This is a genomic window from Burkholderia sp. BCC1047, from assembly GCF_902833155.1.
Lineage (GTDB): Bacteria > Pseudomonadota > Gammaproteobacteria > Burkholderiales > Burkholderiaceae > Burkholderia > Burkholderia sola.
Genome location: NZ_CADFEH010000027.1, coordinates 82116 through 106583, shown reverse-complemented (window position 1 = coordinate 106583; position 24468 = coordinate 82116). Strand labels below are relative to the sequence as shown.

At 67.5% G+C, this 24468-nt stretch carries 22 protein-coding genes; 14 read left to right on the top strand and 8 right to left on the bottom strand.

Features of this window, described 5'->3' with window-relative positions; translation table 11 throughout:
• Positions 1-14 precede the first annotated feature (14 nt).
• The 10 genes from murD (at position 15) to lpxC (ending at position 11434) form a co-directional block, all read left to right on the top strand.
• On the top strand, positions 15-1523 hold the full coding sequence (gene murD / locus HWX55_RS25405; protein WP_175977709.1) for a UDP-N-acetylmuramoyl-L-alanine--D-glutamate ligase: 1509 nt from the start codon (positions 15-17) through the stop codon (positions 1521-1523).
• On the top strand, positions 1520-2803 hold the full coding sequence (ftsW, locus tag HWX55_RS25400; RefSeq protein WP_174386157.1) for a putative lipid II flippase FtsW: 1284 nt from the start codon (positions 1520-1522) through the stop codon (positions 2801-2803). The genes murD and ftsW overlap by 4 nt, the downstream gene beginning before the upstream one ends.
• Positions 2800-3903 carry an undecaprenyldiphospho-muramoylpentapeptide beta-N-acetylglucosaminyltransferase gene (gene murG, locus HWX55_RS25395; RefSeq protein WP_175977708.1) on the top strand — a complete coding sequence of 368 codons (1104 nt, stop codon included), beginning with the start codon at positions 2800-2802 and terminating at the stop codon, positions 3901-3903. The genes ftsW and murG overlap by 4 nt, the downstream gene beginning before the upstream one ends.
• A complete protein-coding gene (gene murC, locus HWX55_RS25390) occupies positions 3900-5297 on the top strand; it encodes a UDP-N-acetylmuramate--L-alanine ligase (protein WP_175977707.1) in 1398 nt (465 codons plus the stop codon). Before murG ends, murC begins: the two co-directional genes overlap by 4 nt.
• Before the next feature lies 1 nt (position 5298).
• On the top strand, positions 5299-6240 hold the full coding sequence (locus HWX55_RS25385; RefSeq protein ID WP_175977706.1) for a D-alanine--D-alanine ligase: 942 nt from the start codon (positions 5299-5301) through the stop codon (positions 6238-6240).
• 19 nt (positions 6241-6259) lie between these two features.
• Positions 6260-7012, top strand: a complete 753-nt coding sequence (locus HWX55_RS25380) for a cell division protein FtsQ/DivIB (protein WP_006477014.1) — start codon at positions 6260-6262, stop codon at positions 7010-7012.
• A 26-nt stretch (positions 7013-7038) separates the two neighbouring features.
• Positions 7039-8271: a cell division protein FtsA gene (ftsA, locus tag HWX55_RS25375; protein ID WP_006487138.1), complete on the top strand. Its 1233-nt coding sequence runs from the start codon at positions 7039-7041 to the stop codon at positions 8269-8271.
• 112 nt (positions 8272-8383) lie between these two features.
• Positions 8384-9580: a cell division protein FtsZ gene (ftsZ, locus tag HWX55_RS25370; protein ID WP_006487140.1), complete on the top strand. Its 1197-nt coding sequence runs from the start codon at positions 8384-8386 to the stop codon at positions 9578-9580.
• 189 nt (positions 9581-9769) lie between these two features.
• Complete coding sequence (locus HWX55_RS25365; RefSeq protein ID WP_006477011.1) at positions 9770-10276, top strand: peroxiredoxin; 507 nt, start codon at positions 9770-9772, stop codon at positions 10274-10276.
• Positions 10277-10516: 240 nt separating this feature from the next.
• Entirely contained in the window at positions 10517-11434 is a 918-nt protein-coding gene (gene lpxC / locus HWX55_RS25360; RefSeq protein ID WP_175977705.1) for a UDP-3-O-acyl-N-acetylglucosamine deacetylase, read from the top strand.
• An 83-nt stretch (positions 11435-11517) separates the two neighbouring features.
• Here lpxC and HWX55_RS25355 read toward each other — a convergent pair whose 3' ends face one another.
• Positions 11518-11994, bottom strand: coding sequence for a DUF721 domain-containing protein (locus HWX55_RS25355; RefSeq protein WP_006487136.1), 477 nt, complete (start codon positions 11992-11994; stop codon positions 11518-11520).
• 256 nt (positions 11995-12250) lie between these two features.
• Here HWX55_RS25355 and secA point away from each other — a divergent pair, with 256 nt between their 5' ends.
• The 4 genes from secA (at position 12251) to HWX55_RS25335 (ending at position 17761) form a co-directional block, all read left to right on the top strand.
• A complete protein-coding gene (gene secA, locus HWX55_RS25350) occupies positions 12251-15049 on the top strand; it encodes a preprotein translocase subunit SecA (protein ID WP_175977704.1) in 2799 nt (932 codons plus the stop codon).
• A gap of 142 nt (positions 15050-15191) precedes the next feature.
• A complete protein-coding gene (gene argJ / locus HWX55_RS25345; protein WP_175977703.1) occupies positions 15192-16433 on the top strand; it encodes a bifunctional glutamate N-acetyltransferase/amino-acid acetyltransferase ArgJ in 1242 nt (413 codons plus the stop codon).
• A gap of 18 nt (positions 16434-16451) precedes the next feature.
• Positions 16452-17321 (top strand): ATP-binding protein, encoded by an 870-nt coding sequence (locus tag HWX55_RS25340; RefSeq protein WP_175977702.1) that lies wholly within the window; start codon positions 16452-16454, stop codon positions 17319-17321.
• Positions 17318-17761 carry an NUDIX domain-containing protein gene (locus HWX55_RS25335; protein ID WP_124556623.1) on the top strand — a complete coding sequence of 148 codons (444 nt, stop codon included), beginning with the start codon at positions 17318-17320 and terminating at the stop codon, positions 17759-17761. Before HWX55_RS25340 ends, HWX55_RS25335 begins: the two co-directional genes overlap by 4 nt.
• Before the next feature lie 72 nt (positions 17762-17833).
• Here HWX55_RS25335 and HWX55_RS25330 read toward each other — a convergent pair whose 3' ends face one another.
• From HWX55_RS25330 to HWX55_RS25300, 7 genes are all read right to left on the bottom strand, one after another.
• Positions 17834-18034, bottom strand: coding sequence for a DNA gyrase inhibitor YacG (locus tag HWX55_RS25330; protein WP_021159902.1), 201 nt, complete (start codon positions 18032-18034; stop codon positions 17834-17836).
• A gap of 28 nt (positions 18035-18062) precedes the next feature.
• Complete coding sequence (gene zapD / locus HWX55_RS25325) at positions 18063-18818, bottom strand: cell division protein ZapD (protein WP_175977701.1); 756 nt, start codon at positions 18816-18818, stop codon at positions 18063-18065.
• A 109-nt stretch (positions 18819-18927) separates the two neighbouring features.
• Positions 18928-19536 (bottom strand): dephospho-CoA kinase, encoded by a 609-nt coding sequence (gene coaE, locus HWX55_RS25320; RefSeq protein ID WP_175977700.1) that lies wholly within the window; start codon positions 19534-19536, stop codon positions 18928-18930.
• Position 19537: 1 nt separating this feature from the next.
• Positions 19538-20449 (bottom strand): A24 family peptidase, encoded by a 912-nt coding sequence (locus HWX55_RS25315; protein WP_050013891.1) that lies wholly within the window; start codon positions 20447-20449, stop codon positions 19538-19540.
• 46 nt (positions 20450-20495) lie between these two features.
• Entirely contained in the window at positions 20496-21707 is a 1212-nt protein-coding gene (locus HWX55_RS25310) for a type II secretion system F family protein (RefSeq protein WP_175977699.1), read from the bottom strand.
• Positions 21704-22981, bottom strand: a complete 1278-nt coding sequence (locus HWX55_RS25305; RefSeq protein ID WP_175977698.1) for an ATPase, T2SS/T4P/T4SS family — start codon at positions 22979-22981, stop codon at positions 21704-21706. Before HWX55_RS25305 ends, HWX55_RS25310 begins: the two co-directional genes overlap by 4 nt.
• A gap of 122 nt (positions 22982-23103) precedes the next feature.
• Complete coding sequence (locus HWX55_RS25300) at positions 23104-24396, bottom strand: HlyC/CorC family transporter (RefSeq protein WP_175977697.1); 1293 nt, start codon at positions 24394-24396, stop codon at positions 23104-23106.
• Positions 24397-24468 lie beyond the last annotated feature (72 nt).

The window sequence follows — 24468 nt, the reverse complement described above, 5'->3', positions numbered from 1 at the left end:
GGATGTCTGGCGAGATGTTTGGAGATCGGCAACGGCCGATGGTGCTCGTACTGGGGCTCGGGGAATCGGGTCTCGCGATCGCGCGATGGTGCGCGAGGCACGGGTGCCGGCTGCGCATTGCCGATACCCGCGGCGCGCCGCCGAACCTTGCCGCGCTGCAGGCCGAAGGCATCGATGCGGAGTTCGTCGGCGGGGCGTTCACGCCCGCGCTGCTCGACGGCGGCGTCGAGATCGTCGGGCTGAGCCCCGGGCTGTCGCCGCTCGAACCCGCACTCGCCGCGCTGGTCGCGGCCGCGAACGAGCGCGGTGTCGCGGTCTGGGGCGAACTGGAATTCTTCGCGCAGGCGCTGCGCGCGCTCGGCACGAGCGGCTACCAGCCGAAGGTGCTCGCGATCACCGGCACCAACGGCAAGACCACGACCACGAGCCTCACGGGCTTGCTGTGCCAGCGCTCGGGCAAGAAGGTCGCGGTCGCGGGCAACATCAGCCCGGCGATGCTCGACCGGCTCGCGAGCGCGATCGACGAAACCGCGTTGCCCGACGTCTGGGTGCTCGAACTGTCGAGCTTCCAGCTCGAGACCGCGCGCACGTTCGCGCCCGATGCGGCCGCGATCCTCAACATCACGCAGGACCACCTCGACTGGCACGGCAGCTTCGACGCGTACGCGCAGGCAAAGGGCCGGATCTTCGGCGCGACGACGACGCGCGTACTGAACCGCGACGACGCGGCCGTGATGAAGTTCGCGCCGGCAGCCGGCGCGGCCGACGCGCCGCGCACGGTCACGTTCGGCCTGAACGAACCGACGCAGGACGGCGACTACGGGCTGTCGCGCGACAACGGCATCGCATGGCTGGTGGAAGCCGTCGATCGCGACGCGCCGGATGAAGCGACGACGACCCGCCGGCGCAAGCGCGACGCGCATACGCCCGACATCGCGCAGAAGCGCCTGATGCCAGCCGACGCGCTGCGCATCCGCGGGCTGCACAACGCGGCGAACGCGCTGGCCGCGTTCGCGCTCGCGCGGGCGATCGATCTGCCGGCCGCGCCGCTGCTGCACGCACTGCGTGAATACCGCGGCGAAGCGCATCGCGTCGAAGTGATCGCGACGATCGACGACGTCGACTACGTCGACGACAGCAAGGGCACGAACGTCGGCGCGACGGTGGCCGCGCTCGACGGGCTCGCGCAGAAGATCGTGCTGATCGCGGGCGGCGACGGCAAGGGGCAGGATTTCGCGCCGCTGGTCGCGCCGGTCGCGCGCTGGTGCCGCGCGGTGATGCTGATCGGCCGCGACGCGCCGGCGATCCGCGACACGCTCGCCGAAACGGGCGTGCCGCTTTCCGACCACGCGACGCTCGAAGGCGCGGTGCGCGCGGCGGCCGAGCTGGCCGAGCCGGGCGATGCGGTGCTGCTGTCGCCCGCTTGCGCGAGCCTCGACATGTTCAGGAACTACGCCCATCGCGCGGAAGTGTTCCGCGCGGCGGTGGATGAAGTCGCCGTCGACAAAGGAGCGACGTCATGAGCTGGTCCGATCGCCTCGTCTCCCGTTTCAACGACCGGCGCGACACCGGCGGCAATGCTGCGGGCGGCCGCGTCGCATCGGCCACGCGCGCCGCGACGGGCGGCCTCGCGAGCGTCGTCAACGGCGTGCGTCCGAGCCGTTCGCGGATGCTCGATTTCGACTATTCGCTGCTGTGGGTCGCGATCGCGCTGCTCGGGCTCGGCGTCGTGATGGTGTACTCGGCGTCGATCGCGATGCCCGATTCGCCGAAATACGCGTCGTATCACGATTACGCGTTCCTGATGCGTCACTGCGTGTCGCTTACCGTCGCGTTCATCGCGGCGGTGATCGCGTTCCGCGTGCCGGTGTCGACCTGGGATAAATACGCGCCGCATCTGTTCCTGATCGCGCTGGTCGGCCTCGTGATCGTGCTGATCCCGCACGTCGGCAAGGGCGTGAACGGTGCGCGCCGCTGGATTCCGCTCGGCATCACGAACATGCAGCCGTCGGAAATCATGAAGCTCGCGGTGACGATCTACGCAGCGAACTACACGGTGCGCAAGCAGGAATACATGCAGAGCTTCGCGAAGGGCTTCCTGCCGATGGCGTTCGCGGTCGGTCTCGTCGGCGCGCTGCTGCTGCTCGAGCCCGACATGGGTGCGTTCATGGTGGTCGCCGCGATCGCGATGGGCGTGCTGTTCCTCGGCGGCGTGAACGGCAAGCTGTTCGGCGGCCTCGTCGCGACGGCGGTCGGCACGTTCACGATGCTCGTGTGGCTGTCGCCGTGGCGTCGCGAGCGGATCTTCGCGTATCTCGATCCGTGGGACGAGCGCTATGCGCAGGGCAAGGCCTACCAGCTCACGCACTCGCTGATCGCGTTCGGCCGCGGCGAGTGGTTCGGCGTCGGCCTCGGCGGCAGTGTCGAGAAGCTGAACTACCTGCCGGAAGCGCATACCGACTTCATCCTCGCGGTGATCGGCGAGGAACTCGGCTTCGTCGGCGTGCTGGTCGTGATCCTGCTGTTCTACTGGATCGTGCGCCGCGCGTTCGAAATCGGCCGCCAGGCGCTCGCGCTCGATCGCACGTTCGCGGGCCTAATGGCGAAGGGGATCGGCATCTGGTTCGGCGCGCAGACGTTCATCAACATGGGCGTGAACCTCGGGCTGCTGCCGACCAAGGGGCTGACGCTGCCGCTCGTGAGCTACGGCGGGTCGGGCATTTTGCTGAACTGCGTCGCGCTCGCGGTGCTGCTGCGCGTGGACTACGAGAACCGGGTGCTGATGCGCGGAGGGAAGGTATGACCGCGTCGCAACGCACGCTGATGGTGATGGCAGGCGGCACCGGGGGCCACGTGTTCCCGGGGCTCGCGGTCGCGCACCGGATGGAGGCGGCGGGCTGGCGCGTCGTATGGCTCGGCAATCCGGCCGGGATGGAAGCGACGCTCGTGCCGAAGCACGGCATTCCGATGGAGTACGTGCGGTTCGGCGGGCTGCGCGGCAAGGGCCTGAAGACCAAGCTGACGCTGCCGGTCAACCTGCTGCGCGCGTGCTGGCAGAGCCTCGGCGCGCTGCGCCGCGTGCGGCCGGACGTCGTGCTCGGGATGGGCGGCTACATCACGTTCCCGGCGGGCGTGATGACCGCGCTGTCGGGGCGTCCGCTCGTGCTGCACGAACAGAATTCGATCGCGGGCCTGACGAACAAGGTGCTCGCGAAACTCGCGAAGCGCGTGCTCGTCGCATTCCCCGGCGCGCTGCCGCACGCGGAATGGACGGGTAACCCGATTCGCGCGGAACTTGCGCACACGGAACCGCCCCAAGCACGCTATGCGTCGCGCAGCGGCCCGTTGAACGTGCTGGTCGTCGGCGGCAGTCTCGGGGCCGCCGCGCTGAACGAAGTCGTGCCGCGCGCGCTGGCGCTGCTGGCGCCGGGCGAGCGCCCGCGCGTCGTGCACCAGGCGGGCGTGAAGCACATCGAAGCATTGAAGGCGAATTACGAAGCGGCCGGTTTCGCGGCCGGCGAAGACGTGCGGCTCGTGCCGTTCATCGACGACATGGCGGCCGCGTATGCGGCGGCGGATCTGGTGATCTGCCGGTCGGGCGCGATGACGGTGTCGGAGATCGCGGCGGTGGGCGTGGCGGCGCTGTTCGTGCCGTTCCCGTACGCGGTCGACGATCACCAGACGACCAACGCCGCGTTCCTCGCCGATGCGGGCGCGGCCGTGCTGGTGCAACAACGCGACCTGTCGGCGGAACTGCTCGCCGACTGGCTGCGCAGCCAGTCGCGGGCATCGCTCGCGGCGATGGCGGAACGTTCGCGCTCGCTCGCGAAGCCCGAGGCAACCGATGAAGTCGCGCGCGTGTGCGCGAAGGCGGCCGGCGCGAACCTGGAAACATTGCAATGAAACACATCGTCAAACACATTCATTTCGTCGGGATCGGCGGCGCGGGCATGAGCGGCATCGCCGAAGTGCTCGTCAACCTCGGCTACGCGGTCAGCGGCTCCGACCTGTCGCGCAATGCGGTGACCGATCGCCTCGAGGCGCTGGGCGCGCGGGTCGCGATCGGCCACGACGCGGCGAACATCGAGGGCGCGAACGCGGTCGTCGTGTCGACGGCCGTGCGCTCGGACAACCCGGAAGTGCTGGCCGCGCGCCACCAGGGCGTGCCGATCGTGCAGCGCGCGGTGATGCTGGCCGAGCTGATGCGCCTGAAGCAGGGCATCGCGATCGCCGGCACGCACGGCAAGACCACGACGACGAGCCTCGTCGCGAGCGTGCTCGCGGCGGGCGGGCTGGACCCGACCTTCGTGATCGGCGGCCGGCTGATCAGCGCCGGCGCGAACGCGCGGCTCGGCACGGGCGACTTCATCGTCGCCGAGGCCGACGAGTCGGATGCGTCGTTCCTGAACCTGTATCCGGTGATCGAAGTCATCACGAACATCGACGCCGACCACATGGACACCTACGGCCACGATTTCGCGCGGCTCAAGCAGGCGTTCATCGAATTCACGCAGCGCCTGCCGTTCTACGGCAGCGCGGTCGTGTGCGTCGACGATCCGAACGTGCGGCAGATCATCCCGTTCATCTCGAAGCCGGTCGTGCGCTACGGCCTGTCGCCGGATGCGCAGGTGCGCGCGGAAGACATCGACGCGCGCGACGGCCGGATGCATTTCACAGTGATCCGCGAAGGGCGCGCGCCGCTCGCGGTGGTGCTGAACATGCCGGGCCTGCACAACGTGCAGAACGCGCTCGCGGCGATCGCGATCGCGACCGACCTCGGCGTGTCGGACGACGCGATCCAGCTGGCGCTGGCGGAATTCAACGGCGTCGGCCGGCGCTTCCAGCGTTACGGCGACGTGCCGAGCGCGGACGGCGGCCAGTACACGCTGATCGACGACTACGGTCATCACCCGGTCGAGATGGCGGCGACGATCGCGGCCGCGCGCGGCGCGTTCCCGGGCCGCCGCCTCGTGCTGGCGTTCCAGCCGCACCGATACACGCGCACGCGCGACTGCTTCGACGATTTCGTCAACGTGCTGTCGACGGTCGACGCGCTGGTGCTGACGGAAGTCTACGCAGCCGGCGAGGCCGCGATCCCGACGGCCAGCGGCGACGCGCTGTCGCGTGCGCTGCGCACGGCGGGGAAGGTCGACCCGGTGTTCGTCGCGACGGTCGACGACGTGCCGGACGCATTGGCGAAGGTCGCGCAGAACGGCGACGTGGTAATCACGATGGGCGCGGGTTCGATCGGCGGCGTGCCGGCGAAGGTCGTGCAGAACACGCAACAGAAGGGATGACATGAGCGGGATCGATCCGAAACGTTTCGGCAAGGTGGCGGTGTTGTTCGGCGGCGAATCCGCCGAGCGCGAGGTGTCGCTCACCTCGGGCCGTCTCGTGCTGCAGGGCCTGCGCGACGCAGGCGTCGACGCGCATCCGTTCGACCCGGCCGAGCGGCCGCTGTCGGCGCTGAAGGACGAAGGCTTCGTGCGCGCGTTCAACGCGCTGCACGGCGGCTACGGCGAGAACGGCCAGATCCAGGGTGCGCTCGATTTCTACGGGATCCGCTACACGGGTAGCGGCGTGCTCGGCTCGGCGCTCGGCCTCGACAAGTTCCGCACGAAGCTCGTGTGGCAGCAGACGGGCGTGCCGACGCCGCCGTTCGAGACGGTGATGCGCGGCGACGACTACGCGGCGCGCGCGACGGACATCGTCGCGAAGCTCGGCCTGCCGCTGTTCGTGAAGCCTGCGAGCGAAGGCTCGAGCGTCGCGGTGCTGAAGGTGAAGACGGCCGACGCGTTGCCCGCCGCACTGTCGGAAGCGGCGACGCACGACAAGATCGTGATCGTCGAGAAGAGCATCGAAGGCGGCGGCGAATACACCGCGTGCATCGCCGGCGATCTCGACCTGCCGCTGATCAAGATCGTGCCGGCCGGCGAGTTCTACGACTACCACGCGAAGTACGTCGCCGACGATACGCAGTACCTGATCCCGTGCGGGCTGCCGGCGGAACAGGAAGCCGAACTGAAGCGCATCGCGCGTCGCGCGTTCGACGTGCTCGGCTGCACCGACTGGGGGCGCGCGGATTTCATGGTCGACGCGGCCGGCAATGCGTATTTCCTGGAAGTGAACACGGCCCCCGGGATGACCGACCACTCGCTGCCGCCGAAGGCCGCGCGCGCGGTCGGCATCGGCTATTCGGAGCTGGTCGTGAAGGTGCTGTCGCTCACGCTCAACGACTGACGCAGGAACGGAACGACGTATGTGGAACAACGTTCGCCAACTCAACCTTGCCGCCAGCGCGCTGTACGCGCTGCTGCTGCTCGTGTTGGCGGCGGCCGGCTGCTACTGGCTGATCCAGCGCCCGACGTTCGCGCTGCGGGAAATCCGGATCGACGGCGACACCGAGCACATCAACTCGCCGACGGTGCGCGCGGGCGTGGTCGGCCGGCTGAAGGGCAATTTCTTCACGGTCGATCTCGATACGGCGCGCGCGGCGTTCGAGCAGATGCCGTGGGTGCGTCACGCGAGCGTGCGCCGGGTGTGGCCGAATGCGCTGGCTGTCACGCTCGAGGAGTACAAACCGCTCGGGACCTGGGGCAGCGATCAGCTGGTGAGCGTCGACGGCGAGCTGTTCACCGCGAACCAGGGCGAGCTGGAGCAGGAACTGCCGGCGTTCGACGGCCCGGAAGGCAGTGCGAAGGAAGTCGTCACGCGGTATCGCGACTTCGGGAAATGGTTTGCGCCGCTGAAGGCGGCGCCGGAAGAAGTGACGCTGTCGGCGCGGTACGCGTGGACGGTGAAGCTGTCGAACGGCATGCAGGTCGAGCTGGGCAAGGAACGCAACAGCGACACGCTGCATGACCGGAGCCAGCGCCTGGTCGCCGCGTGGCCGGCCGTCACGGAGCGCTGGGGCAACGACATCGAGTACGCGGACCTGCGCTATCCGAACGGATTCGCGATTCGCGCGGCAGGCATGCGGTTCCTGACCGATACCGACAAGCGCAAGAAGTAACGAGAGATCACACGCAAGAGCACTTTATGAGCAAAGACTACAAGGATCTGCTGGTTTCCCTCGACATCGGCACGTCGAAGGTGGTGGCCATCGTCGCCGAGCTGAAGGGCGAGGGTCACTACGAGGTGATCGGTCTCGGCCAGAGCGAGTCGAAGGGTCTGAAGAAAGGTGTGGTGGTCAACATCGAGGCCACCGTGCAATCGATTCAGCGCGCGCTCGAGGAAGCCGAGCTGATGGCCGACTGCAAGATCACCAACGTGTTCACGGGGATCGCGGGCAGCCACATCCGCAGCTTCAATTCGAGCGGGATGGTCGCGATCAAGGACAAGGAAGTCACGCAGACGGACGTCGCGCGCGTGATCGAGACCGCGAAGGCGATCAACATCCCGACCGACCAGCAGGTGCTGCACATCCTCACGCAGGAATTCATCATCGACGGCCAGGAAGACGTGCGCGAGCCGATCGGGATGAGCGGCATCCGGCTGGAGGTAAAGGTGCACATCGTGACGGGCGCGGTGAGCGCCGCACAGAACATCGTCAAGTGCGTGCGCCGCTGCGGGCTGGAAGTGAACGACCTGATCCTGCAGCCGCTCGCGTCGTCGCTGGCGGTGCTGACCGAAGACGAGAAGGATCTCGGCGTGGTGCTGGTCGACATCGGCGGCGGCACGACCGACATCGCGATCTTCGCCGAAGGCGCGATCCGCCACACGGCGGTGATCCCGATCGCCGGCGACCAGATCACGAGCGACATCGCGATGGCGCTGCGCACGCCGACGCCGGATGCGGAAGACATCAAGGTCGGCTACGGGATCGCGAAGCAGGCGCTCGCCGATCCGGACGAAATGGTCGAAGTGCCGGGCCTCGGCGAACGCGGCCCGCGCACGCTGTCGCGCCAGGCGCTCGCGGCCGTGATCGAGCCGCGCGTCGAGGAACTGTTCTCGCTCGTGCAGCAGGTCGTGCGTGAGTCGGGTTACGAAGAACTCCTGAGCTCCGGCGTGGTCATTACCGGCGGCGCGTCGATGATGCCGGGCATGGTCGAGCTCGGCGAAGACATTTTCCTGAAGCCGGTGCGCATCGGTGCGCCGGAATATGCAGGCGGCCTGTCCGACGTCGTGCGCAATCCGCGCTACTCGACGGCGATGGGGCTGCTCGTCGAAGGCAGTGCGCAGCGCATGCGCGGCCGCAAGGTCGCCGTGCAGTCCGGCAACGCGGGGCAGGTGTTCTCGCGGATGAAGGAATGGTTCCTGAGCAACTTCTGAAATACCGAATCGAAATTCGCGCTGGTGCCGGCGGCTGGCGCGCGACAGGGGGTTGCCCGATCTCCTGCCGAATAACGGCCGAGTAGCAGTCATTCTCTTGACGGAGGCAACAATGGAATTCGAAATGCTGGAAACCGAGACCAACGGCACCATCATCAAGGTGGTCGGCGTTGGCGGCGCTGGCGGCAATGCCGTCCAGCACATGATCAACCGCGGCGTGCAGGGCGTCGACTTCATCGTGATGAACACGGACGCGCAGGCGCTGTCGCGTTCGCGCGCATCGTCGGTGATCCAGCTCGGCAACACGGGTCTGGGCGCCGGTGCGAAGCCGGAAATGGGTCGTGCGGCAGCGGAAGAAGCGCGCGAGCGCATCGCCGACGCACTGCGCGGCGCGCACATGGTGTTCATCACGGCCGGCATGGGTGGTGGCACGGGCACGGGCGCGGCACCGGTGGTCGCGCAGATCGCGAAGGAGATGGGCATTCTGACGGTCGGTGTCGTCAGCAAGCCGTTCGAGTTCGAGGGCGGCAAGCGCATGCGCGTCGCCGAAGCAGGCTCGCAGCAACTGGAGGATCACGTCGACTCGCTGATCGTCGTCCTGAACGACAAGCTGTTCGACGTGATGGGCGATGACGCCGAGATGGACAAGTGCTTCCAGTGCGCGGACGACGTGTTGAACAACGCGGTGGCGGGTATCGCGGAAATCATCAACGTCGACGGCCTCGTGAACGTCGACTTCGAAGACGTGAAGACGGTAATGGGCGAGCAGGGCAAGGCGATGATGGGCACGGCGACGGTTGCCGGCGTCGATCGCGCACGCCTCGCGGCGGAACAGGCCGTGGCGAGCCCGCTGCTCGAAGGCGTCGATCTGTCGGGCGCGCGCGGCGTGCTGGTCAACATCACGTCGAGCCGTTCGCTGCGCCTGTCGGAAACGCGCGAAGTGATGAACACGATCAAGAGCTACGCGGCGGAAGATGCGACGGTGATCTTCGGTGCGGTGTACGACGACGCGATGGGCGATGCACTGCGCGTGACGGTCGTGGCGACGGGTCTGGGCCGTGCGGCGAAGAAGCAGCAGTCGGCACCGATGACGCTGCTGCGCACGGGTACGGACAACCAGCCGGTCAGCGCGGTGTCGCACGGCTATGCGCCGGCGCAACACGTCAGCACGGCCGACTACGGCGCGCTCGATACGCCGGCGGTGTGGCGCAACTCGCGCGAAACCGCGGCATCGCACGTGCAAGCGCTGCAGGAGAAGGGGGTCGACACGTACGACATCCCGGCTTTCCTGCGCAAGCAGGCTGACTGACGACGCACACAGGCGAAGCCGCGGCGAAGTTGCCGCGGTAACGCCGGCGTGACGGATGCCACGGACCACGACAGGCCGCGTCGGATGCGACGCCGGGCCGGGAAAGGTGCCCTCTTCGCGTGAGCGGAGCGGGATGGGCCGTGCTGTCCGCGACACGCTGAAAAACCGTATCGCTATGAGGGACCAGCCATGATTCAAGTGGGCGACGCGCTGCCCGACGCGCAATTGTTCGAGTTCATCGACGACGCGCGCGAAGGGTGCACGCTGGGGCCGAACGCCTACAGCGTGCGCGACCAGGTTGCGGGAAAGCGGGTGGTGATCTTCGGATTGCCGGGCGCGTTCACGCCGACCTGCTCGGCGCAGCATGTGCCGGGCTACGTCGAACACGCCGAGCAACTGCGCGCGGCGGGTGTCGACGAGATCTGGTGCGTGTCCGTCAACGACGCATTCGTGATGGGCGCATGGGGACGTGATCTGCACACCGCGGGCAAGGTGCGCATGATGGCGGACGGCAGCGCGGCTTTCACTCATGCGCTGGGGCTGACGCAGGATTTGTCCGCGCGTGGCATGGGAATTCGTTCCCTGCGCTACGCGATGGTGATTGACGGCGGTGTGGTCAAGACGCTGGCCGTCGAGGCGCCGGGCAAGTTCGAAGTGAGCGATGCGGCGAGTGTTCTCGCGACGTTGACGTCCTGATCGTGCGGTGCGCCGTTGCCTTCCGGCAACGCTGCTCACCGGCCTCAGGGCAGTTGTAACACGGGCCGATGACCGGAAACGCCTCCGTTCCGGGCATTGGCCCGTCCCGTATCGGCGCGGGTAAACAGACGAAACAGATTGATACGCAGTTTCAAACAGCGTTGAATTGGGAATTACGCTATAATCTCGCCTATCGAATATAACTCCTGATTGATATCTTCAATCAAGACGAAGAAGACCATGTTGAAGCAGCGCACCATCAAATCCATCGTGAAGACCGTGGGTATCGGTCTCCACTCGGGCCGCAAGGTCGAACTGACGCTCCGTCCGGCTGCGCCGGGCACGGGTATCGTGTTCTCGCGCGTCGACCTGCCCACGCCCGTCGATATCCCGGCCTCCGCGATGTCGATTGGCGACACGCGGCTCGCGTCGGTGCTGCAGAAGGATGGCGCGCGCGTGTCGACGGTCGAGCACCTGATGTCGGCGTGCGCCGGCCTCGGCATCGACAACCTCTATGTCGACGTGACGGCCGAGGAAATCCCGATCATGGACGGCAGCGCCGCGTCCTTCGTGTTCCTGATTCAATCCGCCGGCATCGAGGAGCAGAACGCGCCGAAGCGCTTCATCCAGGTGAAGAAGCCGGTCGAAATCCGCGATGGCGACAAGTTCGCGCGTCTCGATCCGTATTTCGGCTTCAAGCTGAAGTTCACGATCGACTTCCGTCACCCGGCCGTCGACAAGACCGGCCAGGAATTGGAGGTCGATTTCGCGAATACGTCGTACGTGCGCGAGATCGCGCGCGCGCGCACGTTCGGTTTTGCCCATGAAGTCGAAATGATGCGCGAGCTGGGTCTCGCCCGCGGCGGCAGCATGGACAACGCGATCGTGCTCGACGAGTACCGGATCCTGAACAACGACGGGCTGCGCTACGACGACGAGTTCGTGAAGCACAAGATGCTCGATGCGATCGGCGACCTGTACGTGGTCGGCCATCCGCTGCTGGCGTCGTACACCGCGTACAAGTCGGGCCACGGGCTGAACAATGCACTGCTGCGCGAGCTGCTCGCGCACGAAGACGCGTACGAGATCGTGACGTTCGACGATCCGCAGGCTGCGCCGAAGGGGTTCGCGTTCGACGCGCAGACGGCCTTCGCGTGACCGGCATTCGTTACCGCAAGCGATAAAAAAGCGACCCTCGGGTCGCTTTTTTGTTGGCTGGCCGCCGCCGGCGGCCCGGGCAGTCAACGCGGTTTCGCGCCGTGCCGCGCCGCCATCCGTGCGAGCGCAGCCTGCAGCGGCGACGGTTCGAGGTGGTCGGCGAGGTCGCGCAGCGCGGCGGCGCCGGCCGACGTCATCCGCGCCTGCTTCACGTGCGGCGGCTCCGGCGCGTCCTTTGGCCGCACGCGCACGCGCAGCGTCGTCACGGGCCAGCCGCGCTTCTGGAGATCGCCGAGCAGCCGCACTTCGACTTGTCGCAGCCGGGCGGCCAGCGCATTGTGCGCGGCAAAGAGGGTCAGGGTGCCGTCCTTGATGAAGCCCGGTTCGACGTGATTCGCCAGATAGTCGGGCAGGCACGCGCCGAGGTCGCGCTGCAGCGACGCGATCTGCTCGACGCCGGCGCGCAGCGCCGCGAATGCGTCGGTACGACCGAGCACTTCGGACACGGGTTGCGGGCGATAGGCGGCGAGCGGGCCGAAACGCTTGGAAAATCGGTTCATCGAGGCTTTCTTCGAGCGCGCACGCGCGCGGACGTTGCAGCCGATTGTACCCGCGCCGGCCCGCGCACGGGCGGCTTTCGCCCACGCCCACCCGGCCCCGGCGCGCAATGGCCGTCCGGCCGGGACGCAGGCGCATGCGGCCCCGCGTGCTAAAATTCGTCGTTTGAGTCCACTAATTCGCTAAGCCGCCGAGGCTCGGGCGCCGGGGCGCGCAACACGCGCCGGGCGCCGGTGCTGCGACGCAGGATCCGATCCGATGACAACCGGTTTTCTCCAGAAAATTTTTGGCAGCCGCAACCAGCGGCTCGTCAAGCAATACCAAAAGACCGTCGCGACGATCAATGCGCTCGAAACGCAGATCGAGCAGCTGACGGACGACCAGTTGCGCGGCAAGACGGATGAATTCCGCCAGCGGGTCGCGGCCGGCGAGTCGCTCGACAAGCTGTTGCCCGAGGCCTTCGCGGTCTGTCGCGAGGCGAGCCGCCGCGTGCTGAAGATGCGGCACTTCGACGTGCAGATGATCGGCGGCATGGTGCTGCACTACGGCAAGATCGCGGAAATGCGCACCGGCGAGGGCAAGACGCTCGTCGCGACGCTGCCCGTATACCTAAATGCGCTGGCCGGCCGCGGCGTGCACGTCGTGACCGTCAACGATTACCTCGCGCAGCGCGACGCCGAATGGATGGCGCGCCTCTACAACTTCCTCGGTCTGTCGGTCGGCATCAACCTGTCCGGCATGGAGCACGACCAGAAGCAGCAGGCGTACGCGGCGGACATCACGTACGGTACGAACAACGAATTCGGCTTCGACTACCTGCGCGACAACATGGTCTACGAGACCGACGCGCGCGTGCAGCGGGCGCTGAATTTCGCGGTCGTCGACGAAGTGGACTCGATCCTGATCGACGAAGCGCGGACGCCGCTGATCATTTCGGGCCAGGCCGAGGATCACACCGAGCTGTACGTGCGGATGAACGCGCTGCCGCCGCTGCTCGAGCGCCAGATCGGCGAAGAGAAGGCCGACGGCACGGGCGTCGAGAAGCCGGGCGACTACACGCTCGACGAGAAGGCGCGCCAGGTGTTCCTGACGGAATCGGGCCACGAGAAGGCCGAGCGCCTGCTCGCCGAATGGGGTCTGATCGGCGAGGGCGAAAGCCTGTACGCGCCGCAGAACATCACGCTGATGCACCACGTGTACGCGGCGCTGCGTGCCCACACGCTGTTCCACAAGGATCAGCACTACGTCGTGCAGAACGGCGAAGTGGTCATCGTCGACGAATTCACGGGCCGCCTGATGGCCGGCCGCCGCTGGTCCGACGGCCTGCACCAGGCGGTCGAGGCGAAGGAGCACGTGAAGATCCAGAGCGAGAACCAGACGCTCGCGTCGATCACGTTCCAGAACTACTTCCGGATGTACGCGAAGCTGGCCGGCATGACCGGCACCGCGGACACCGAAGCGTACGAATTCAACGAGATCTACGGCCTCGAGACGGTCGTGATCCCGACCAACCGCCCGCCGAAGCGGATCGACAAGCAGGACCAGATCTACAAGACGGCCAAGGAGCGCTACGACGCGGTGATCCGCGACATCCGCGACTGCTACGAGCGCGGCCAGCCGGTGCTGGTGGGCACGACCTCGATCGAGAACTCCGAGCTGCTGTCGCACCTGCTGAAGCAGGCCGGGCTGCCGCACGAAGTGCTGAACGCGAAGCAGCACGAGCGTGAAGCGGCGATCGTCGCGGAAGCCGGCCGTCCGAAGCGCATCACGATCGCGACCAACATGGCCGGTCGCGGTACCGACATCGTGCTCGGCGGCAACGCCGAGAAGCAGGCCGCGTTCATCGACGCCGACGACGCGATCCCGGCCGACGAAAAGGCACGCCGCATCAAGCAGCTGCACGACGAGTGGGAAACGCTGCACGAGCAGGTGAAGGCCGCAGGCGGCCTGCACATCATCGGCACCGAGCGCCACGAATCGCGCCGGATCGACAACCAGCTGCGCGGCCGTGCGGGCCGCCAGGGCGATCCGGGCTCGTCGCGTTTCTACCTGTCGCTCGACGATCCGCTGCTGCGCATCTTCGCGGGCGACCGCGTGCGCTCGATCATGGATCGCCTGAAGATGCCGGAAGGCGAGGCGATCGAGGCGGGCATCGTCACGCGGTCGATCGAATCGGCGCAGCGCAAGGTCGAAGCGCGCAACTTCGACATCCGCAAGCAGCTGCTCGAATACGACGACGTGTCGAACGACCAGCGCAAGGTGATCTACCAGCAGCGCAACGAACTGCTCGAGGCGCACGACATCACCGAGACGATCACCGCGATGCGTCACGGCGTGATCACCGAGGTCGTCCGCCAGTTCGTGCCGGAAGGCAGCATCGAAGAGCAGTGGGACGTGCCCGAGCTCGAGGAAGCGCTGCGCAACGACTGGCAGCTCGATCTCGCGATCCAGGAAATGGTGAACGAGTCGTCGTCGATCACGGCCGAGGAGATTCTCGACGCGGTGACGACGGCCGCCGACGAGCAGTACGACGCGAAGGTCGCGCTGGTCGGCCGCGAATCGTTCAGCGCGTTCGAGCGTTCGGTGATGCTGCAGACGGTCGACCGCCTGTGGCGCGAGCACCTCGCGGCGCTCGACCACCTGCGCCAGGGCATCCATCTGCGCGGCTATGCGCAGAAGAACCCGAAGCAGGAGTACAAGCGCGAGGCGTTCGAGCTGTTCGCCGCGATGCTCGACGCGATCAAGCAGGAAGTCACGCGCATCGTAATGAACGTGCAGATCCAGTCGCCGGAGCAGCTGGAAGAAGCCGCCGAGCAGATCGAGGAGCGCGGCGGTCATCTCGAGAACGTCGAATACCAGCACGCCGACTACGCGGACGCCGGTGCGCCGGTCGCGAACGTCACGGCAGCCGCGGCGGCCACGGCGACGGCCGACATGGTCGGCAGCGCGATGACGCACAGCGGCCCCGGCGGCGAAATGCCGAAGGTCGGCCGCAACGATCCGTGCCCGTGCGGCAGCGGCAAGAAGTACAAGCAATGTCACGGGAAGCTGTCATGATCGTCGGCGGCGCGCGTCACGCGTGCCGCGTCGTTCGCAGCTTCGAGTCAGTGATGTGAGTTGTGGCGGCCCGCGTGGGGCCGCCGGTTCTTCCAATCGATGCCGGCACGCGCCAGCATTTTCCATCCGGCAGGTGTGCCCCATGGCTGTCAATTTTCCGTCGATCGATCCCGCCCAACTGCATCCCGTCGCCGGCGTCACGCTCGGCTGGGCGGAAGCGAACATCCGCAAGCCGAATCGCAAGGACGTGCTGGTCATCTCCGTCGAAGAAGGTGCGGCGGTCGCGGGCGTATTCACCGAAAACCGTTTCTGCGCAGCGCCGGTCACCGTCTGCCGCGAGCATCTGGCGAAGGTCCGTGCGGGCGGCGCGGGCATCCGCGCGCTGGTCGTGAATACGGGCAATGCGAACGCGGGCACCGGCGAGCCGGGCCTCGTGAACGCACGCGAGACCTGCACGGAGCTCGCGCGTCTCGCGGGCATCGCGCCGGCGCAGGTGCTGCCGTTCTCGACCGGCGTGATCCTCGAGCCGCTGCCGATCGACCGCCTGAAGGCCGGCCTGCCGGCCGCGCTCGCGAACCGCCAGGCCGCGAACTGGTTCGACGCCGCGCAGGCGATCATGACGACCGACACGCTGCCGAAGGCGACGTCGCGCCAGGTGACGATCGATGGTCACACGGTCACGCTGACCGGCATCAGCAAGGGCGCGGGCATGATCAAGCCGAACATGGCGACGATGCTCGGCTTCCTTGCGTTCGATGCGAACGTCGCGCAGCCGGTGCTCGACACGCTCGTGAAGGAAGTCGCCGACCGCTCGTTCAACTGCATCACGATCGACGGCGACACGTCGACCAACGACTCGTTCATCCTGATCGCGTCGGGCAAGAGCACGCTGCCCGCGATCACGTCGACCGATTCGCCCGCCTATGCGGCGCTGCGCGACGCGGTGACGGACGTCGCGCAGGTGCTGTCGCAACTGATCGTGCGCGACGGCGAAGGCGCGACGAAATTCATGACGGTGCAGGTCGAAGGCGGCAAGAGCGTCGCCGAATGCCGCCAGATCGCGTACGCGATCGGCCATTCGCCGCTCGTGAAGACGGCCTTCTACGCATCCGACCCCAACCTGGGCCGGATTCTCGCGGCGATCGGCTATGCGGGCGTCGCGGATCTCGACGTCGGCAAGATCGACCTCTATCTGGACGACGTGCTCGTCGCGAAGGCGGGCGGCCGCAACCCGGCCTACCAGGAAGAGGACGGCCAGCGCGTGATGAAGCAGAGCGAGATCACGATCCGCGTGCTGCTCGGCCGCGGCGACGCGCAGGCCACCGTCTGGACGTGCGACCTGTCGCACGATTACGTGAGCATCAACGCGGATTACCGCTCCTGATCGGAGCGCCCGAACGACATGGACAAGCTTGAACAGTTTCTGACGCGCGCGGAGGCGCTGCTCGGCCGTCTCGAAGGAATGCTGCCGCCCGCACCGGCGGCCATCGACTGGAACGCGGCCCACGCGTTCCGCTGGCGCAAGCGCCAGGGGCGCGGTTTTCTGCAGCCGGTACCGGCCGTGTCGTCGATCACGCTCGGCGACCTGCACAACATCGATCGCCAGAAGGCGCTGATTGACCAGAACACGCGGCAGTTCGTGCAGCGCAAGCCGGCCAACAACGTGCTGCTGACCGGCGCACGCGGCACCGGCAAGTCGTCGCTGATCAAGGCGTGCCTGAATGCGTACGCGAACGACGGGCTGCGCCTGATCGAAGTCGACAAGGACGACCTGCACGATCTCGGCGACATCGTCGACCTGATCTCGCAGCGTCCGGAGCGGTTCATCGTGTTTTGCGACGATCTGTCGTTCGAGGACGGCGAATCGGGCTACAAGGCGCTGAAGGTCGCGCTCGACGGGTCGATCGCCGCGCAGTCGGACAACGTGCTGATCTACGCGACGTCGAACCGCCGCCATCTGCTGCCCGAGTACATGAGCGACAACGAGTCGTACAAGCATCTGCCGGACGGCGAGATTCATCCCGGCGAAGTCGTCGAGGAGAAGATCTCGCTGTCGGAGCGCTTCGGCTTGTGGGTCAGCTTCTATCCGTTCAAGCAGGACGACTACCTCGACATCGTCGCGCACTGGCTGCGTCACTTCGGCTGCCCGGATGCGGAGATCGAGACCGCGCGCGGCGACGCGCTCGTATGGGCGCTCGAGCGCGGCTCGCGTTCGGGCCGCGTCGCGTGGCAGTTCGCACGGGACTGGTCGGGCCGCAAGGAGCAGGCATGAGCGCGGATCAGGCACAGGGCGCCGTGCGGGCGCCGGACGGTCGCAAGGTGACCGAAGTCGCGGTCGGCGTGATGGTGCAGCCGGACGGCCGGTATCTGCTCGCGCAACGCCTGCAGGGCAAGCCGTACGAAGGTTACTGGGAGTTTCCGGGCGGCAAGCTGGAGGCCGGCGAAAGCGTCGAGGACGCGCTGGCGCGCGAGCTGCACGAGGAACTCGGCATCGACGTCACGGCCAGCCACCGCTGGCACACGCTCGAGCACGATTATCCGCACGCGTACGTGCGGCTCTATTTCTGCAAGGTGACGGGCTGGACGGGCGAGCCGCACAGCAAGGAAGGGCAGGCGTTCGTGTGGCAGCAACTGCCGGTCGAGGTCGCGCCGCTGTTGCCGGCGGCGCTGCCGGTGCTCGAACTGCTCGAGAAGGAAGCGGCGTCGCAATGACGCCGCGGCGGCCCGCCTGAAACGCGGGCCATATCAGCGGACGGCGCGGCGGACGGCGGCGTCGCGCGCCGCTCAGCTGTCGCGGCGGTTGTCCGTGCCGTCTTCTTCCGACGACGGACCCTCGTCGGAGGAACCGCCGATCCGATACTTTTCCGCGGCCCATGCGCCGAGGTCGAGCTGCTTGCAGCGGGCCGAACAGAACGGGCGGAACTTGTTTTCAGGCGTCCAGCGCACTTCTGCGCCGCACGAAGGACATTTCACGACGGTAGTCATACGAAAGCATTGAACCGGCACGCGGCCGTTACAGATTACACAGTGTCAGATGGAACGGCACGTCGATGTCCACCGCGCGCGGCCGTACATCGCCGTCCTGCATGGTGAACCGCACCCACAGCATGTATTTGTTGGCGCTCGCCTCGGGAATCACGCGCAACTCCGGCGACACGCGCACCTGCATCAGCTGGTAGCTGCGGCCGGACAGCATCTGCTGGTAGCTGCCCTGCATCGCCATGACCTTCGACGCCTGACCCGATTCGCGCGCGAGCCGCAGCACGATCGTCGCGGCGTCGCGCAACGGCAGCATCGGCAGGATCCACTTCGCGATGTCCTGGCGCCGCTGCTCCGCGGGCCATTGCTGCCACGCGTAGTACGACGGCAGGTCGAACTTGCACGTGCCGCCCGGAATCACCGCGCGGCTGCGGATGCTGGCGAGCCACTCGTTGTCGACGAGGTGCTGGCCGGTCTTGCCCTGCATCTGCGCGAGATTCGCGAGCGTCTGCTCGATTTCGCCGAGCACGGCCTCGAGCGCGTTCTGCTCGATGCCCGGATTGCCGCGAAAGGGGGCGAGCGTCTGGCGTTGACGTTCGAGCTCCTTCATCAGATCCGATTTCAGGTCCGCGCGGCCCGTTACCTCGGCGATTTCGAACAGCGTCGTCAGCGCGACGTGGTGTTCACGCGGGTCCTCCTGAGCCAAAAAGAACGTGAAGCGCTCGAACAGATCTTCGAGACGCAACAGCGTGCGAATTCGCTCGTTGAACGGATACTCGTAAAGAATCAAGCGCGCTCGCCTCTTGGGTAGGGATTGAAACAATGAAGGACATTCTAATGCCCCCTCTCTACCCTAGCAACGCGCCAATTTCGTACACCATCACGATTGCGCGCGATGCTCACTGCGCGGCGGCCGCGAATTCGACATAGCGTTGGTGCAGTGCATCGACCTGCGCGGCGAGCGCGCCGGGCGTGAGCGCGTCGTTGACGATCACGTCGTCGGCCGCCGCGAGGCGGGCTTCGCGCGTCGCCTGGCGCGCGATGATCGCTTCGACCTGTTCGCGCGTGAAACCGTTGCGCCGCATCACGCGCGCGATCTGCGTTTCGACCGGGCAGTCGACGACAAGCACGCGATCGCTGCGCGCCTTCCAGGTGCCCGACTCGACGAGCAGCGGCACGACGAACATCACGTACGGGCCCCGCGCTTCGCGCGCGTCGCGATCGGTCTCCGCGCGGATCAGCGGATGCGTGATCGCTTCGAGGCGCCGGCGCGCGGCGTCGTCGCTGAAGATCAGCGCGCGCATCTTCGCGCGATCGAGCGAGCCGTCGGCGGCCACGAAGTCGCGCCCGAAAGCCTGCTCGATCGCGGGCATCGCGAGGCCGCCCGGCGCGGTGATGCGGTGGGCAATCAGGTCGGTATCGACGAGCGATGCGCCACGGGCGCCGAACAGGTCGGCAACGGTCGTCTTGCCGCTGCCGATGCCGCCCGTGAGTCCTACGGAAAACATGTCAGCCTCCGAGCGCCGCATAGAAAGGGGTGCCGAAAAACAGCGTGGCGACGCCGCCGGCCGCGAGGAACGGGCCGAACGGAATCGGCTCCTCGAAGCGCATGCGGCCGCGCCAGGTCGCGACGAGCCCGACGATCGCGCCGGTCACCGCCGCGAACAGCACGACCTGCGGCAGCGCGGCCCAGCCCATCCATGCGCCGAGCGCGGCAAGCAGCTTCAGGTCGCCGAAACCGATGCCCTCGATGCCGCGCAGCCATTTGAACAGCCAGTAGATCGACCACAGGAACAGGTAGCCGGCCATCGCGCCGATCACGGCCGAGCGCAGCGACGTGAAGGTGCCGCCGAGGTTCAGCACGAGCCCTGCCCACAGCAGCGGCAGCGTCATCGAGTCGGGCAGGTAGCCGGTCCGGATATCGATCGCGCTCATCGAGAGCAGCGCCGCGCACAGCGCGAACGCGGCAAGCGCGGCGACGGTCGGGCCGAACGCCGCGAGCGAGCCGGCAGCGAGCCCTGCGCACGCGATCTCGACGAGCACGTAGCGGATGCCGATCGCATGGCCGCAGCGCCGGCAGCGCCCGCGCAGCATCAGGTAGCTGACGAGCGGAATGTTTTCCCACGCGCGCAATACGTGGCCGCAATGCGGGCAGGCACTGCGCGGGCGCCACAGATCGTAGCGCGGCGGATAACCGTCGTCGGGCGGGGCGCTCGCGGTGCCCGTCGCCTCGGCGATCTCGGCCTGCCACGCGCGCTGCATCATCACGGGCAACCGGTGCACGACCACGTTCAGGAAGCTGCCGATGCAAAGGCCGACGACGACCGCGAACGCATACTGCAGCGCGGGCGGCAGCATCGCCAGCGCGAGCAGCGTGCTCTCGGGCGAATCGGAAACGGCGGACAGGGGCGCGGGCGTCATGAGGCTCAAGGTTCGGACTTAAAAGGCGACAGAATCGGTTGCGATGCTACACCACGTTGCCGAGTTGAAGGATCGGCAGATACATCGCGATCACGAGGCCGCCGACGAGTGCGCCCAGCACGATCACGATCAACGGTTCGCCGAGCGCCGCGAGCGCATCGAGGCGCGCGTCCAGCTGGCGTTCGCACAGCGCGGCGATGTCGGCGAGCATCGTGTCGAGCGCACCGGTTTCCTCGGCGACGGCGATCGGCTGCACGACGTCGTCCGGAAAGCAGCCGGCCGAATGCATCGCATCGGCCAGACGTACGCCGCGCAACACGCGTGCGGCGATGTGCGCGGTGGCGTGCGCGAACACCGGATGACCGGCCGTGCGCTCCAGCGTGGCGAACGCATCGGCGAGCGGCACGCCGGCGCCGAGCAGGGTCGCCAGCGAACGGCACCAGCGTGCGGCGGCGTACCGCTCGAGCGCGCTGCCCGCGAGCGGGGCGCGCAGCAGGCGTCGCGCGAGCGCGTGACGCAGCGCGGCCGAGCGCCGCAGCGCGTGCCGCGCGGCAAGGCCCGTGGCGGCCGCGCCGGCCAGGAGTACGCCGCCCCACGCCGACAGCGCGGAGGACAGCGCGAGCAGCGCGCGGGTCGGCGCGGGCAGCGCGGCGCCGAAACCGTCGAAGATCTGCCGGAAGGTCGGCACGACCCACATCATCAATGCAGCGGAGATCGCGAGCCCGAACAGGATGACGGCGGCCGGATACGCGAGTGCGGCGCGCAGCTTGCGCCATTGTGCATCGGCGCGCTCGCGGTGTTCCGCGACCCGTGTCAGCACGACGCCGAGCGAACCGGACGCTTCGCCGACCTCGATCAACTGACGATACAGCGTGCCGAATTGCGATGGATAGCGTGCGAGCGCATCGGCGAAGCGCCGGCCGCCGACGATCTCGCGGGCGAGAACCGCGGCAATGCGCGGCACGCCGTCGCGCGTGCGGGTGCGCGCGAGCATCTCGAGCGACGGCGCGAGCGGCAGGCCGGCCTGCAGCAGGCTCGCGAGCTGGCGCGTGAAGCGCGTGATGTCGCGCGCGGCCGCCGTAGGCGGACGGGCCGGCCCGCGGACGTCGAGCGACAGTACCGCGATGCCGTCGCGCGCGAGCGTGGCGCGCGCGGCCGCGGCGTCGAACGCGATGACGATCCCGCGGCGTGGCGAGCCGTCGCGATGGCGGCCGCGCCATGCGAAGCGGGTTTCGCGCGGCGGCGTGCGCACGTTCACGCGGCGGGGGTGGCGGCGATGGCTTCCGCGACGCTCGTCGTGCCGTCCATGACGCGCGCGAATGCCGCGTCGCGCAGCGTGCGCACGCCCTCGGCCGCCACGCAGTGCGCGAGTTCGCCGACACTCGCCCGCGCGACGATGCGCTCGGCCAGCGCGGGCGAGACCGGCATCGTCTGATGCAGGCCGATGCGGCCGCGATAGCCGATCCCGTGACAGGCGGAACAGCCGCGCGCGACGAACGGCCGCCAGCCGGCCGCCAGCGCCGCCGGGTCGCAGCCGGCTTCCCGCAGCGCGCGCGCCGATGCGTCCGAAGGTGCGCGGCAGTGGACGCACAGGCGCCGGACGAGGCGTTGCGCGGTGACGAGGTGCAGCGCGGCGGCGAGGTTGTACGGCGCGACGCCGATGTCGAGCAGCCGCGCGACGGCGGCCGGCGCGTCGTTCGTGTGCAGCGTCGACAACACGAGATGGCCGGTCTGCGCGGCCTTGATCGCGACGTCGGCCGTCTCCGCATCGCGAATCTCGCCGACCATGATGACGTCCGGGTCCTGTCGCAACAGCGCGCGCAGCGCCGTCGCGAACGTGAGCCCCGCCTTGTCAGCGACGCCGACTTGATTGATTCCGTCGAGCTGGATCTCGGCGGGATCCTCGACCGTGCAGACGTTGTGCGCGTCGCGATCGAGCATTTGCAGCGCGCAGTAGAGCGACAGCGTCTTGCCGCTGCCGGTCGGGCCCGTAACGAGCACGAGGCCATGCGGCGCGCGGATCGCGGCCTCCATCGCGGCCGCCTGCCGCGCATCGAAGCCGAGGTTGGCCAGCGTGAGATCGGGCGGCAGCGTTTCGAGCCGCCGCAGCACGAGCTTTTCGCCGAACAGCGTGGGCAGCGAACTGACACGATAGTCGCCGCGCGTGCCGCCGTCGATCGCGATGCGCAGCCGGCCGTCCTGCGGAAGCCGCCGCTCGGCGATGTCCATGCGCGAGAGCACCTTGATCCGCGTGACGAGCGCATCGCGCAGGTGCAGCGGCGGTCGCGCGTGTTCATGCAGCACGCCGTCGATGCGCAGACGGATGCGCCAGCCGGCTTCGAACGGCTCGACGTGGATGTCCGATGCGTCGCGCACGCGCGCCGCGTGCAGCGTGTCCGTCAGCAGCCGTACGGCGGGGGCATCGTCGAGCTGGGCCGCATCGAGTGCATGGGGCGCGTCGGCGGGCGGCGCGTCGGCCTGCGCGGGCGCCGACCGCGCGTGTAGCGACGCCGCGGAGGAAGGAAAGTGCATGTGAGCCGGCACGCTGGCCGCCAGTTGACCGTGATGCGCAGATCATCGCGCGTCGCGGTCGGCGCCGGCAGTCGGCCGTTCGGCTAGCGCCAGCGCTAGCCCGTTATTAGCGTGAACCGGCCCTAGCGCGAGGCGGCGCGCCCGGTGCGCGTGCCGCGCGGCTTGAAGAGCTTGACGGTGCGTACTGCCTGATCGTCGCTGCGCATCACCTCGAGCATCACGTCGCCGATTTTCAGGCACACGTCGTCTTCCGGAATTTCCTCGAGGATCTCGAGCACCAGTCCGTTCAGCGTCTTCGGCCCGTCGGTCGGCAGTTTCAGGTGCAGCCAGCGGTTCAGTTCGCGCAGCGGCATGCTGGCCGACACGATGCATTCGCCGTTCTCGTCCCAGCCGCCCGCGCGTTCGCTGCGCGGCATCGACGTCGTGAATTCGCCGATCAGTTCCTCGATGATGTCCTCGGGCGTGACGAGCCCTTCGAGTTCGCCGTACTCGTTGACGACGAGCGCGGTGCGCTGCCGGGTTTCCTGGAAGAACTGGAGCTGCTGGACCACCGGCGTGCCGGACGGCACGTAGTACGGTTCGGCGAGCAGCGCGCGCAGCGTCTCGCGGTCGAAATCCTGGTTGTGCAGCCCGGTGAGCGTCTTGCGCACGTGCAGCACGCCGAGCACCTTGTCGATGTCGCCTTCGTAGACCACGAGCCGGTTGTGATAGCAGGTTTCGAGCTGATGCAGGATGTCGTCGAGCGGTGCGTAGAAGTTGAGCGATTCGATCTGGCGGCGCGGCACCATCACGTCGTCGACCGTGATGTTCTCGAGGTCGAACAGGTTGAGCAGGATACTGCGGTGCTTGGTCGGCATGAAACTGCTCGATTCGAGCACGATGGCGCGCAGCTCGTCGGCCGACATCCGCTGGTCGCGGCCCTTCTTCGTGTTGATGCGCAGCACCCACAGCACGCCGTTCGCGAGCGCGTTGACGAACCAGACGACTGGCTTGAACACGCGCATCAGCGGGGCGATCACGAGGCTCGCGGGCAGCGCGATGCGTTCGGGGAACGTCGCGCCGACGATCTTCGGTGCGATTTCCGCGAATACGATGATCAGGAACGCGACGACGCCGGTCGCGATCGACAGCGCGAGGTTGTTGCGGCCGAACGTATGCAGCGCGAGCGATGTCGTGAGGACCGGGATGATCGTGTTGAACAGGTTGTTGCCGATCAGGATCACGCTGAGCAGCAAGTCAGTGCGCGTGAGCAGCCCCTGCGTGGTTTTCGCGCCGAGTACGCCTTGGCCGGCGAGATGCTTCAGCCGATGGCGGTTGAGCGCCATCATCGCGGTCTCGGAAATGGAAAAGAAGCTGGAACAGAGAAGAAGCAGGAAGACGGCGCCGATTTGCGCCCATAAGGGAATTTGGTCCACGCGTTGGAAAGGGCAGTGAAGGACAGGGATGGGGGAAATATAGCAGAGGCCGGCGACCGCGATGTGTCGCGC

What these genes read in the sequence shown, in the direction of transcription:
- HWX55_RS25305 (WP_175977698.1), bottom strand. Translation starts at nt 22,981, where the DNA reads ATGCACTTTCCTTCCTCCGCGGCGTCGCTACACGCGCGGTCGGCGCCC.
- HWX55_RS25340 (WP_175977702.1), top strand. Translation starts at nt 16,452, where the DNA reads ATGGACAAGCTTGAACAGTTTCTGACGCGCGCGGAGGCGCTGCTCGGC.
- HWX55_RS25385 (WP_175977706.1), top strand. Translation starts at nt 5,299, where the DNA reads ATGAGCGGGATCGATCCGAAACGTTTCGGCAAGGTGGCGGTGTTGTTC.
- HWX55_RS25355 (WP_006487136.1), bottom strand. Translation starts at nt 11,994, where the DNA reads ATGAACCGATTTTCCAAGCGTTTCGGCCCGCTCGCCGCCTATCGCCCG.
- HWX55_RS25330 (WP_021159902.1), bottom strand. Translation starts at nt 18,034, where the DNA reads ATGACTACCGTCGTGAAATGTCCTTCGTGCGGCGCAGAAGTGCGCTGG.
- HWX55_RS25365 (WP_006477011.1), top strand. Translation starts at nt 9,770, where the DNA reads ATGATTCAAGTGGGCGACGCGCTGCCCGACGCGCAATTGTTCGAGTTC.
- secA (WP_175977704.1), top strand. Translation starts at nt 12,251, where the DNA reads ATGACAACCGGTTTTCTCCAGAAAATTTTTGGCAGCCGCAACCAGCGG.
- ftsW (WP_174386157.1), top strand. Translation starts at nt 1,520, where the DNA reads ATGAGCTGGTCCGATCGCCTCGTCTCCCGTTTCAACGACCGGCGCGAC.
- murC (WP_175977707.1), top strand. Translation starts at nt 3,900, where the DNA reads ATGAAACACATCGTCAAACACATTCATTTCGTCGGGATCGGCGGCGCG.
- murG (WP_175977708.1), top strand. Translation starts at nt 2,800, where the DNA reads ATGACCGCGTCGCAACGCACGCTGATGGTGATGGCAGGCGGCACCGGG.
- ftsA (WP_006487138.1), top strand. Translation starts at nt 7,039, where the DNA reads ATGAGCAAAGACTACAAGGATCTGCTGGTTTCCCTCGACATCGGCACG.
- HWX55_RS25380 (WP_006477014.1), top strand. Translation starts at nt 6,260, where the DNA reads ATGTGGAACAACGTTCGCCAACTCAACCTTGCCGCCAGCGCGCTGTAC.
- murD (WP_175977709.1), top strand. Translation starts at nt 15, where the DNA reads ATGTTTGGAGATCGGCAACGGCCGATGGTGCTCGTACTGGGGCTCGGG.
- lpxC (WP_175977705.1), top strand. Translation starts at nt 10,517, where the DNA reads ATGTTGAAGCAGCGCACCATCAAATCCATCGTGAAGACCGTGGGTATC.
- coaE (WP_175977700.1), bottom strand. Translation starts at nt 19,536, where the DNA reads ATGTTTTCCGTAGGACTCACGGGCGGCATCGGCAGCGGCAAGACGACC.
- ftsZ (WP_006487140.1), top strand. Translation starts at nt 8,384, where the DNA reads ATGGAATTCGAAATGCTGGAAACCGAGACCAACGGCACCATCATCAAG.
- HWX55_RS25315 (WP_050013891.1), bottom strand. Translation starts at nt 20,449, where the DNA reads ATGACGCCCGCGCCCCTGTCCGCCGTTTCCGATTCGCCCGAGAGCACG.
- argJ (WP_175977703.1), top strand. Translation starts at nt 15,192, where the DNA reads ATGGCTGTCAATTTTCCGTCGATCGATCCCGCCCAACTGCATCCCGTC.
- HWX55_RS25335 (WP_124556623.1), top strand. Translation starts at nt 17,318, where the DNA reads ATGAGCGCGGATCAGGCACAGGGCGCCGTGCGGGCGCCGGACGGTCGC.